Source organism: Rhodococcus sp. (in: high G+C Gram-positive bacteria) (genome assembly GCF_049286785.1).
In the GTDB taxonomy this organism is placed as follows: Bacteria; Actinomycetota; Actinomycetes; order Mycobacteriales; family Mycobacteriaceae; genus Rhodococcus_F.
On the sequence record NZ_JBAQEO010000725.1, the window covers coordinates 1 to 10,757 of the forward strand.

Genomic DNA, 10,757 nt, shown 5'->3' on the forward strand with positions numbered 1-10,757 from the left:
TCACCGCTGCCACTCGCTAGAGTTCTGTCATGTCGAATCTCCGTGCGCAGATCCTCGAAGAACTCGGTGCCGAGCCCACCATCGACCCCGCCGCCGAGATCCGCAAACGTGTTCAGTTCCTGAAGGACTACCTGCGGTCCACGCCTGCCCGGGGCTTCGTCCTGGGGATCAGCGGCGGACAGGACAGCACACTCGCCGGACGCCTGGCACAGATGGCCGCGAGCGAACTACGGGAAGAGGGACACGAGGCCGAGTTCGTAGGCGTGCGGCTTCCCTACGGGACTCAGGCCGACGAGTCGGACGCTCAGATCGCATTGCAGTTCATCGAGCCCGACCGCTCCGTCGTGGTCAATGTCAAGCCCGGCGCGGACGCCACCGCGAAAGAATCGTCCGACGCCCTCAGCGCCCTCATCGGTGACGGTGGTGAACTCCGCGACTTCGTCCGGGGCAACATCAAGGCTCGTGAGCGCATGGTCATCCAGTACTCGATCGCCGGCCAGCTCGGCTATCTCGTCGTCGGCACCGACCATGCCGCGGAGGCGATCACCGGTTTCTTCACCAAGTACGGCGACGGTGGTGTGGATGTCACCCCGCTCACCGGACTGACGAAGCGCCAGGGCGTCGCACTCTTGCGCGAACTCGGCGCCCCCGAGACCACCTGGAAGAAGGTGCCCACCGCTGATCTCGAGGACGATCGCCCCGCGCTTCCCGACGAGGTTGCGCTGGGTGTCACCTACGCGCAGATCGACGACTACCTCGAGGGCAAGGACGTCGACGACGACGTCGGGAAGAAGCTGGAGTCGATGTTCCTCGCCACCCGGCACAAGCGGACCGTCCCGGTCACCCCCCTCGACACCTGGTGGCGGTGACATCGTGGTCCAGGTACTGGTCGCGGGCGGTACCGGCGCCGCGGGCAGGCATGTGGTCAAGGAGTTCCTGGCGCGTGGGCATTCCGTCCGGGTCCTGACCCGGCACGGCGGGGCTCCCGGTAGCCAAATCGAGCACGTGCACGGCGATCTCGTCACCGGTGAAGGTCTGCCCGAGGCCCTCGACGGGGTCGGTGTCCTCGTCGACACCACCGACGGCAAGACCCGCGGCACCCGTGCAGTCTTCGATCAGGGCGCCGCCAATCTCGTCGAGACGGCCGCGGCAGCGGGTGTGTCTCGTGCCGTGCTCCTGTCCATCGCCAATGTGGACCAGGGTCGGTTCGCCTACTATCAGGCCAAGCGGAAACAGGAATTGGTCTACGAACATTCACCGCTCGAAACGTGCATCCTCCGGTCGACCCAATTCCACGACTTCATTCCCATGATCGTCAAGCCGCCCAGTCGCGTCGGGATCATTCCGGCATTTTCGAACATCCGTTTCCAGACGATCGACACCCGCGACGTGGCCCAGGCCCTGGTCGACGCCGCGTTGAGCCCCGACCCGCCCCCGAACGGTCCCGTCACGGTCGGAGGTCCGGAGATCCGGACCGCGCGCTCACTCGCCGAGGCCTGGAAGAAGGCGACCCACACCCACGGGATCGTGGTCCGCACTCCCCTTCCCGGCGCGATGGGACAGTTCCTGCGGCAAGGGTTGAATCTGGTTCCGGACAACCCGTTCGGCACGATCACCTTCGACCAGTGGCTGTCGGGCTCCTAGCACCTAGCCGCCGGCGAACGGGGGCAGCACGTCCACCTGAGTGCCTGCCGTCCGGGTGAGGTCGCGGGTGAGCTCGGAGCCCACCAGAAACGCGGAGACCGAGAGAACCTGCGCCATGTCGGGTCCGTATTTTGCGAGCAGATGCTCTTTGACCTGGCCCAGGTCTGCACTCGGCGGAATATCGAGAGTCTCCTTGGTGCAGCCGGCCGCCTCGGCGGCGGCCGCGAAGTACCGAACCGAAACACCGGTCACGTCACCCACCGATTGCTCCCATGCTGCGTTCCGGCGGAGCGAACCCCTTCGTGTTGATCCCGTGGCCCGCCCACTTGTTCCACATGGCTCCGCGCCACAGCTGCGCCAGTTCCTCGTCGTCGGCACCGGAGCGGAGCGCACCGCGCAGATCGACCTCTTGGTCACTGAACAGGCATGACCGCACTGTGCCTTCCGTGGTGAGACGGGTCCGGTCGCAGTCGGCGCAGAACGAGCGCGTCACGGAGGCGATGATCCCGACTGTCGCGGGTCCACCGTCCACGAGCCACTCCTCCGTGGGAGCCGCCGGGTCGTCTCTGCCGATTCCCTTCAGGGTGAATCGCCCCCCCAGAACCGACAGCAAATGCTCGGCGGAGACCATGTGATCGCGCGCCCATCGGTGGTCCGCGTCGAGCGGCATCTCCTCGATGAACCGCAGCGCCAACCCCTCGCTCAGGCACCACTCCAGGAGATCTGCTGCACCACTGAGCGTTTCGGGCATCAGCACCGCATTGACCTTCAGCGGAGCCAGTCCCGCGTCCGCGGCGGCGCGAATACCCGCCAGGACCGACGGCAGCCGATCCCTCCGGGTCAGGCTCGCGAAGTGTTCGCGATCGACCGAATCGAGCGAGACGTTGATGCGGGTGAGACCGGCGTCCGCGAGCGCGCGGGCGCGATGTTCCAGCCCGACAGCGTTGGTGGTCATTGCCAGCGGCACCCCGGGAACACGTTCGGCGCATCCTGCGATCATGTGCTCGAGATCGGACCGCATGAGCGGTTCACCGCCGGTGAACCGGACCTCGCGCACGCCGAGTCGATGCACCGCGATCCCGACGAGTCGGACGATCTCGTCGGCGGTCAGCAGATTCTGCGCCGGAATCGCCGGGAGGCCCTGCTCGGGCATGCAATAGGTACAGCGCAGGGAGCACTTCTCGGTAATGGAGACACGCAAGTCCCGTGCGACACGGCCGAATTTGTCGACGAGATGGTCGACGTCCGGACGCCCGTCGAGCGAGGCCGACGATCTCACGGTGGGTATGCCCATCGCTACCGTCGTCATCTGATCTCCAGACCGCGCATCACTACAGTATGCCGCGAAAGGCTGATCCTTGTCCGGCCACCACGCAGAAGCATGCATAGGATTGTCGATCATGGCCGGAGAATTCTCGTGACCGCGCGTTCGGTGGAGGAGCATGCCCGGGACGTGGCCGGCCTCCTCGCCGGACTCCACACGCGTCCCGCCGAAGAGGTACCGCTCGGCGACGCACTCGGACGTGCACTGGACGCCGATGTGCTGTCACCCGTGGACCTGCCACTGTTCCGCAACTCGCAGATGGACGGTTACGCGGTCGACGCCGCCTCCATCACCACGTTGCCCGCGATTCTCCCCGTCCAGGGCGTGATTGCCGCGGGACCGGTCCCGCACATCGTTCACACTCCCGGAACCGCCTTCCGGATCATGACCGGGGCACCGATCCCGGAGGGCGCCGACGCCGTCGTTCCCGTCGAGGACACCACCCCCGGCGACGGGAAGGTCCGGATCAACCGGTCCCGGGCCGCGGGCGAGTTCGTGCGCGAACGCGGAAGCGACGTCCGGGCCGGCACACTTCTGTGCCCCGCCGGTCACCTGCTCGCCGCCCGGCACATCGCGGTTCTCGCGGCCGTCGGACTCCGCAGCGTGTCCGTCCGCCCCAGACCCCGGGTTGCGGTGATCACCACCGGTGCCGAACTGGTCGACGCCGGTTGCACGCTGCGCCCGGGCGAGATCTACGACTCCAACGGGATCGCCCTCGCGACGAGCGCCCGCGCGAACGGCGCCGATGTGGTCTCGATCGACCGCAGCACCGACGACGTCGCGACGTTCCGCAGGCTGCTCGGTGACGCGACCGCGGCGGCCGATCTCGTCATCACCTCCGGCGGGGTCTCGATGGGCGATTTCGAGGTGGTGAAGGAGACTCTCACTCCGATGGGCGCGCAGTTCGGTCACGTGGCCATGCAGCCGGGAGGACCCCAGGGCACGGCCGTGGTCGGCGGCGTTCCGGTCCTGAACTTTCCCGGCAACCCGGTCAGTGCCCTCATCTCGTTCGAGATCTTCGCGAAGCCGGAGATCCGCCGGGCCGCGGGACTGGCACCGGTGCAACCCGAGCATCTACCACTGGCGGCGCCGCTGACATCGATCGAGGGCAAACGGCAGTTCCTTCGCGCCCGCCGCACCGATTCCGGAGTGGAACTCGTCTCCGGTCCCGGCTCCCACCTGGTTGCCGCCATGGCCTGGGCCGACGTCCTGGTCGATGTTCCGGCCGACGTGACCGCTCTCGAAGCCGGACAACTCGTGAAAGTGATTCCCCTATGAGCAATCTGACGCATCTCGACAGCGAGGGCCGCGCGCGCATGGTCGACGTGAGCGCCAAAGCGGACACCACTCGCACCGCGGTGGCCGCGGGACAACTCGTCACCACTCGTGAGGTGGTCGATCTGGTTCGCGCCGACAACCTTCCCAAGGCGGACGTTCTCGCCACGGCCCGGATTGCCGGCATTTCCGGCGCGAAGAAGACGTCCGAACTGATTCCGCTGTGCCACCAACTCGCCCTGTCGTCGGTGAAGGTGGAGTTCGGCTTCACCGAGACCGCGATCACCATCGAGGCGAGAGCAAAAACGAAGGGCCCGACCGGAGTCGAGATGGAAGCGCTCACCGCTGTGGCGGTAGCCGGGCTCACGCTGCACGACATGGTCAAGGCCGTCGATCCCGCCGCCACCCTCGACGGCGTTCGGCTGCTCAGCAAGGACGGCGGCAAGCGAGGGCACTGGACGCGGGAACAACCATCCGAAGGCGCCTCGGTCACACCACGGACCGCGACCGTGCTCGTCGCGTCCACGGGCGGGGCGAGAGGCACCCGGGAAGACAGCACCGGACCGGTCATCGTCGCGTGGCTGGAAGAGCGGGGATTCACCACCCGCGGCCCCCTGGTCTACGCGGACGCCGATATCGCGCGCGGTATCGCCGACGCCCTCACCGGATACCCGGCACTGCTCGTCACTACCGGCGGCACCGGCGTCTCCCCCACCGATGCCACTCCGGAGGCGACGCGCGCGGTACTCGACCGGGAACTACCCGGGGTCGCCGATGCCATCCGGAACAAGGGCACCGCCGTCACACCGCACGCCGCACTGGGCCGGGGGCTGGCGGGTGTGGCGAACGGAACAGTCGTCGTGAATCTGCCCGGCTCACCCGGCGCGGTGAAGGACGGACTGGCGGTGCTCGACCCCATCGTCGACCACCTCCTCGCCCAGGTCGCGGGCGGAGGTGCTCACGAATGAGCGGCCTGCTCGCCCAGATCTCGGATCAGCCACTCGATCCCGCCCAGGTCGACGCCGCCGTGACCGGACCGGAACATGGAGCTGTCGTGGTCTTCACCGGGGTCGTACGTAATCACGATGGTGGACAGTCTGTTTCGGCCCTCGAGTACCAGGCGCACCCTGATGCCGAGCGGTTTCTGCGCACGTGTTGCGAAGGCGTGGCCGCCGCCACCGGACTACCGGTTGCCGCAGTGCACCGCGTGGGTGCTCTGACCGTGGGAGATCTCGCTCTGGTCGCCGCGGTCGCCGCACCGCACCGCGCGGAGGCGTTCGCTGCGTGCGCCGAATTGGTCGAACGGATCAAGCATGAAGTACCCATCTGGAAACGCCAGCATTTCGCCGACGGGGCCTCGGAGTGGGTGGGTTTGTGACGGCCCGGTCGGTGGTTTCTCACCACAGCAGGTAGACTCGGCAGCACTAGACGATCACTGAGGTCGTCCAGCGTCGTAGAACGCATTCAGTTCGGGAAACTCCGAATCCTGTTGGGTGTGCATCCCGTGTGCATCCGCTCTTCTTACGGCGAAGAAGCTTGCCGACCGGCAATGCCGCCAACCTGTGCTCGGGCACCGACGGAACCACGTTCCGTATCGGGCCTTCGGGCACAACCCTGTGCCCGAAAGGCCCTGACACTTGTCTGCTACTCCTGCTACCACCGCACCCGACACGACTTTCTCCGCACTGGGCGTGCGTGAGCCCCTCGTGAGGGTGCTCACCTCCCAGGGAATCACGTCCCCCTTCCCCATCCAGGTCGATACCCTTCCCGACACCCTCGGCGGACGCGACGTCCTCGGTCGTGGAAAGACCGGTAGCGGCAAGACCCTCGCGTTCGCCATCCCCATGGTCGCCCGGCTCGCAGGTGAGCTGTCCGGTGGAAAGCGTCGGCCGGGCCGCCCCCTCGGCCTGATCCTGGCCCCCACCCGTGAGCTGGCCACCCAGATCACCGCCACTCTCGAGCCGCTCGCCGGGGCGTACGACCTGAAGGTCACCACCATCTTCGGTGGCGTCTCACAGAACCGTCAGGTGTCCGCGCTCAAGGCGGGTGTCGATATCGTCGTCGCCTGCCCAGGCCGTCTCGAAGACCTCATGAAGCAGAAGTTCGTGAGCCTCGATGCTGTCGAGATCACCGTGCTCGACGAGGCCGACCACATGGCGGATCTGGGCTTCCTCCCCGTCGTCACCAGAATCCTGTCGGCCACTCCGCAGAACGGACAGCGACTGCTGTTCTCGGCAACGCTGGACAACGGCGTCGACAAGCTGGTCAAGCGCTTTCTGAAGAACGAGGTGCTCCACTCGGTCGACGAGGCCAATTCCCCCGTCGCCGCCATGACCCACCACGTGTTCGATGTAGACGGCGCCGAGGCCAAGCGCAAGCTGGTCGAGAAGCTGGCGTCGGGCACCGGACGCCGAATCCTGTTCATGCGCACCAAGCATCAGGCACGGAAGCTCGCCCGCCAGCTCACCGAGGCCGGCATCCCTTCGGTCGACCTGCACGGCAACCTGTCGCAGGCAGCCCGTGACCGCAACCTCGCAGCCTTCTCGGCCGGTGAGGCGCGCGTGCTGGTAGCCACCGATGTCGCCGCCCGCGGCGTTCACGTCGACGACGTCGAGTTGGTCGTCCATGTCGATCCGCCCGCCGAGCACAAGGCCTACCTCCACCGCTCCGGCCGGACCGCGCGTGCAGGCAGCGCCGGTGACGTCGTGACCGTCGTACTGCCCGAACAGCGGAAGGATCTGGCAATCCTCATGCGCAAGGCCGCCATCAAGGTCACCCCCGTGCGAAGCACCGCCGACTCGGCACACGTGCTCGAGCTGGTCGGGGCCATCGCACCGCACGTCACCCCGGCTCCCAAGGCTGCACCCGCCTCGAACGGCGGCGGACGCGGCCAGCGTCCGGGCGGCGCGCAGGGCGGCCGGAGCCAGGGTCACGGTCAGGGCGGTGGCGCACGGCGCGCCCGTTCCGGTGGTGCCGGGCGTCCGCGTACCGCGGGTGCCACCAGCGGAGCGACCCGCGCCGCGTCTGCCGGTAGCTCACGCCGCCGTCAGGGCTAGAACTTCTCGAGGTGCACGGCGTCGGCCAATGGCCGGCGCCGTCGCCATCCGAAGCGCTCGAGATCCGGCACCTGCTGGAATTCTGCGACCTTGCCCATGCACAACCAGGCGATGGGACGTACCGGCTCGGGAATGCCGAGCAGTGCGGTGAGGTAGTCCTCGTCGTAGAACGACACCCAGCCGACACCCACGTTCTCGGCCACCGCGGCAAGCCAGATGTTCTGAATCGCGAGTACCGCCGAGAACAGACCGGTGTCGTCGACCGTGTGTCTGCCGAGAATGTGCGTGCCGCCGCGACCCGGGTCGTACGTGACCGCCACACCCATACCGCTCTCGCGGATGCCCTCGATCTTGATGGGATCGAAGGTCTTCCTCCGCTCGTCCGGCAACGACTCCGCGAACGTCTTCCTCGCACCCGAGACGTGTTCGGCAAAGGTGTCGAGCGTCTGCGGATCGCGTACCACGACGAAGTCCCATGGCTGCGTGTTTCCCACACTGGGCGCACAGTGTCCGGCACCGAGAATGCGATTGAGCACCTCGCTGCCGAGAGGCTCTCCCGTGAACTCCGCTCGGACATCCCGGCGACGACGAATCGCGTCGTACAGGGAGACAGTGGGCCCGGGAGAGCGGTTCGGTTCGTTCACGCCGTCACGGTATAGCGATGAACTCCCAACATCGCACCGGGGTCCACCACTCCACGTGTCACGGCTTCGCCGTCCGTGACGACGCATTCCGCCACCCGGGTGCGCACGTGCTCGGCGTCGATACCGGTACCGATGAGCACCAACTGTGTGGATCTGTCTTCTCCCGGCTCCCACCGCGTGGAGGTGAACCGGATATGCGGTCCTACCGTGTGCAGTTCGAATTTCCTCGACTGCCCCGGCACCGCGAAGTGCACGAAACCCTTGATGCGGTAGATCCCGACCGGCCGTTCCTCGAGGAAGTCGACGAGTCGCCGCGGATCGATGGGCGACGTCGAGCTGAAATCGACTGCCTCGTACGTGGAGTGGAAGTGCTCGTGATCTCCGCACTCCTCGTGCTGATCCAGCAGGAGCCGATCCAGGGTGAGTTGCTCCCCCGGCGCGGGCTCACGACCCGGCTCACGATCGAACAGAAGCGCCGGGTCGACGCGTCCGTGCGCGGTAGCCACGATCGGCACCCGCTCGTTGCACGTCCGTACCATCGCCTCCACGACGGCGCGGCGGTCGCCGTCGATCCGATCCATCTTGTTGAGCACCACGAGATCTGCGAGCGCGACATGCTTGACGAGTTCGGGGTGCTGGTCGGAGGTCTGCTCGAACTGCTCGCCGTCGACCATCACGACGAGACCTCCGTACACCACGTGCGGGTTGCCGCTTCCGAGCACGAGACGAATCATGTTGCGCGGCTCGGCAAGTCCGCTCGCCTCCACGACGATCACGTCGATCTGCGAGGAGGGGTTCGCCAAGCGATCGAGCATCTCGTCCATGTCGCTGACATCCACGGCGCAACACATGCAGCCGTTGCTCAGCGACACCATGGAATCGACCTGACCGGCCACCAACATCGAGTCGATGTTGACGGCACCGAAGTCGTTGACGATCACACCGACGCGGACCCCGCGGTTGTCATGGAGAACATGGTTGAGGAGTGTGGTCTTTCCCGAACCCAGGAATCCGGCGACGACGACGACGGGAATTCTCTTCTTCGCCAACGCTGCGACCTCCGGGGACCTCGACGAACTACCGGGCGCCCATCCTAGCCCGGGCGTCGCGGACCGATAACAGAGCGCTTGATCTGTTACTGTTCCGCCCATGCCACGCCCCCGGACGCACGATCTCGGAGCGCTGATCGATGCGGCCGAGCGGATCGCGTCCGAACTCGGTCCCGCCGCGGTGACCCTGCGTGCCCTCACCGACGCCACCGGGATGTCGAACGGTGCGATCTACCACGCATTCGGTTCGAGGCTGGGTGTCGTCGGGCAGGCATGGCTCCGGGCCGCCGAACGCTATCTCGGGATTCAGAAGGCCGCGGTCGATGCAGCGCTCTCGGCGCCGTCCCGCGGTCGGGGTGAGGCAATCGACGCGGTGGTCGCGGCCGCGGACGCACCGGCCGTCTTCGCCGAACAACGCCCCGCGTCGGCGCGACTCCTGCTGACCGTGCGCCGCGAGGCCCTGCTCGGCGCCGAACTACCCGACGCCCTTGCAGCCGAACTCGTCGGCCTGGACCGGGCACTGGTGGAATTGATGACGACCCTCGCCTCCGCAGTCTGGGATCGCCGCGACCGCCTGGCCGTGGACGTCATCCACACCTGCATCGTCGGCCTGCCCACCGTGCTGCTCCTGCACGGCGACCGCGTCCGCGACCCGGTGATGCGACGCCGCCTCGAGGCCGCGGTGCGAGCCGTGGTTGCAGTCGGACCCGACGACACCGCCGATCACACCCGCCCCCCGACTTCGAAAGGTCTCTCGTGAACGTCACCCTGAACTACGTAGACAAGATCGCCGTCCTGAACCTTGGAGACGACGAGAACCGATTCTCTCCGGAATGGCTCGATGCCATCGACTCCGCCCTCGATACCGTCGAGGCCGGCGATCCCACCGCCCTCGTGTCCACCGGTACCGGAAAGTTCTTCTCCAACGGCCTCGATCTGGACTGGCTGACGAGCCACGGGGACCGGGCGCAGTGGTACGTCGGTCGCGTGCAGCAACTGCTCGCGCGCGTTCTCACCCTGCCGGTGCCCACGGTCGCGGCGGTGAACGGCCACGCCTTCGGGGCGGGCGCGATGTTCGCGATGGCCCACGACTTCCGGGCGATGCGCGCAGATCGGGGCTACTTCTGCTTCCCCGAGATCGACATCCGCATCCCGTTCACACCCGGAATGGCAGCCCTGATCCAGGCGAAGACCACGCCGCAGACCGCCGTGGCCGCCATGACGACGGGACGCCGTTTCGGCGGACACGACGCCCACGGCTCCGGCCTGGTCGATGTCACCGCCGACGACAGCGGACTGCTCATCGCCGCCGCCGAGCTGGTGACCCCACTGATCGGCAAAGACGCGGTCACACTCGGCGCGATCAAGGCGACCATGTTCGCCGCCCCGGCGGCCGTGTTGACACAGACTCAGCCCTGACCCGACGGCACGATGGCCGCACTACAGGGCGGTGTCCGGACCGTGGCGCCGCATCGTCGGCAGAAGTGGGTGCGATGGCCGCCGTTGTTCGCTGTCGCGCATGCGCACACCTCCCAACCCACCAGACACGTATTGGCGACCAACGGGTGATCGTTGGGACACACCGGCGGCGCCGTCTCGGTGCGGGGAGCCATCAACTCACCCTACTCGTGCAATCGAACTCATGTTCGACCCCGGTGGGCGGGATATGAACGAGAAACCCTCCTTCGCTCGATTCGCGAAGGAGGGTTTCTCATCGGGTGGAGCTAAGGGGACTCGAACCCCTGACCCCCACACTGCCAGTGTG

General features: G+C 66.9%; 12 protein-coding genes. 8 read left to right on the forward strand and 4 right to left on the reverse strand.

The genetic code is table 11. From position 1 onward, the window contains the following. The first annotated feature begins 29 nt into the window (after nucleotides 1–29). A complete protein-coding gene (nadE, locus tag WAW17_RS26240; RefSeq protein ID WP_422335796.1) occupies nucleotides 30–869 on the forward strand; it encodes an ammonia-dependent NAD(+) synthetase in 840 nt (279 codons plus the stop codon). 4 nt (nucleotides 870–873) lie between these two features. After that, a complete protein-coding gene (locus WAW17_RS26245) occupies nucleotides 874–1,644 on the forward strand; it encodes an SDR family oxidoreductase (protein ID WP_422335797.1) in 771 nt (256 codons plus the stop codon). Between the two features lie 3 nt (nucleotides 1,645–1,647). On the opposite strand, the gene WAW17_RS26250 is transcribed toward WAW17_RS26245, so the two are convergent. Continuing rightward, on the reverse strand, nucleotides 1,648–1,905 hold the full coding sequence (locus WAW17_RS26250) for a MoaD/ThiS family protein (protein WP_422335798.1): 258 nt from the start codon (nucleotides 1,903–1,905) through the stop codon (nucleotides 1,648–1,650). Beyond that, nucleotides 1,898–2,953: a GTP 3',8-cyclase MoaA gene (moaA, locus tag WAW17_RS26255; RefSeq protein ID WP_422335799.1), complete on the reverse strand. Its 1,056-nt coding sequence runs from the start codon at nucleotides 2,951–2,953 to the stop codon at nucleotides 1,898–1,900. Before moaA ends, WAW17_RS26250 begins: the two co-directional genes overlap by 8 nt. 108 nt (nucleotides 2,954–3,061) lie before the next feature. Here moaA and glp point away from each other — a divergent pair, with 108 nt between their 5' ends. From glp to WAW17_RS26275, 4 genes are all read left to right on the forward strand, one after another. Beyond that, nucleotides 3,062–4,246, forward strand: coding sequence for a gephyrin-like molybdotransferase Glp (gene glp, locus WAW17_RS26260; protein WP_422335800.1), 1,185 nt, complete (start codon nucleotides 3,062–3,064; stop codon nucleotides 4,244–4,246). After that, nucleotides 4,243–5,211 (forward strand): bifunctional molybdenum cofactor biosynthesis protein MoaC/MoaB, encoded by a 969-nt coding sequence (gene moaCB / locus WAW17_RS26265; RefSeq protein WP_422335801.1) that lies wholly within the window; start codon nucleotides 4,243–4,245, stop codon nucleotides 5,209–5,211. The genes glp and moaCB overlap by 4 nt, the downstream gene beginning before the upstream one ends. Next, the gene (locus WAW17_RS26270; RefSeq protein ID WP_422335802.1) at nucleotides 5,208–5,621 is read left to right on the forward strand and encodes a molybdenum cofactor biosynthesis protein MoaE; all 414 of its coding nucleotides are present in this window, start codon (nucleotides 5,208–5,210) and stop codon (nucleotides 5,619–5,621) included. The genes moaCB and WAW17_RS26270 overlap by 4 nt, the downstream gene beginning before the upstream one ends. Before the next feature lie 313 nt (nucleotides 5,622–5,934). Then, nucleotides 5,935–7,299, forward strand: a complete 1,365-nt coding sequence (locus WAW17_RS26275) for a DEAD/DEAH box helicase (RefSeq protein WP_422335803.1) — start codon at nucleotides 5,935–5,937, stop codon at nucleotides 7,297–7,299. On the opposite strand, the gene bluB is transcribed toward WAW17_RS26275, so the two are convergent. Continuing rightward, entirely contained in the window at nucleotides 7,296–7,904 is a 609-nt protein-coding gene (gene bluB, locus WAW17_RS26280) for a 5,6-dimethylbenzimidazole synthase (protein WP_422335807.1), read from the reverse strand. The genes WAW17_RS26275 and bluB overlap by 4 nt on opposite strands. Before the next feature lie 35 nt (nucleotides 7,905–7,939). Continuing rightward, nucleotides 7,940–8,992 (reverse strand): CobW family GTP-binding protein, encoded by a 1,053-nt coding sequence (locus tag WAW17_RS26285; protein WP_422335804.1) that lies wholly within the window; start codon nucleotides 8,990–8,992, stop codon nucleotides 7,940–7,942. A 100-nt stretch (nucleotides 8,993–9,092) separates the two neighbouring features. Between WAW17_RS26285 and WAW17_RS26290 the strand changes: the two genes are divergently transcribed. Both WAW17_RS26290 and WAW17_RS26295 read left to right on the forward strand, forming a co-directional pair. Further along, nucleotides 9,093–9,752 (forward strand): TetR/AcrR family transcriptional regulator, encoded by a 660-nt coding sequence (locus WAW17_RS26290; RefSeq protein ID WP_422335805.1) that lies wholly within the window; start codon nucleotides 9,093–9,095, stop codon nucleotides 9,750–9,752. After that, complete coding sequence (locus WAW17_RS26295; protein WP_422335806.1) at nucleotides 9,749–10,411, forward strand: enoyl-CoA hydratase-related protein; 663 nt, start codon at nucleotides 9,749–9,751, stop codon at nucleotides 10,409–10,411. Before WAW17_RS26290 ends, WAW17_RS26295 begins: the two co-directional genes overlap by 4 nt. Nucleotides 10,412–10,757 lie beyond the last annotated feature (346 nt).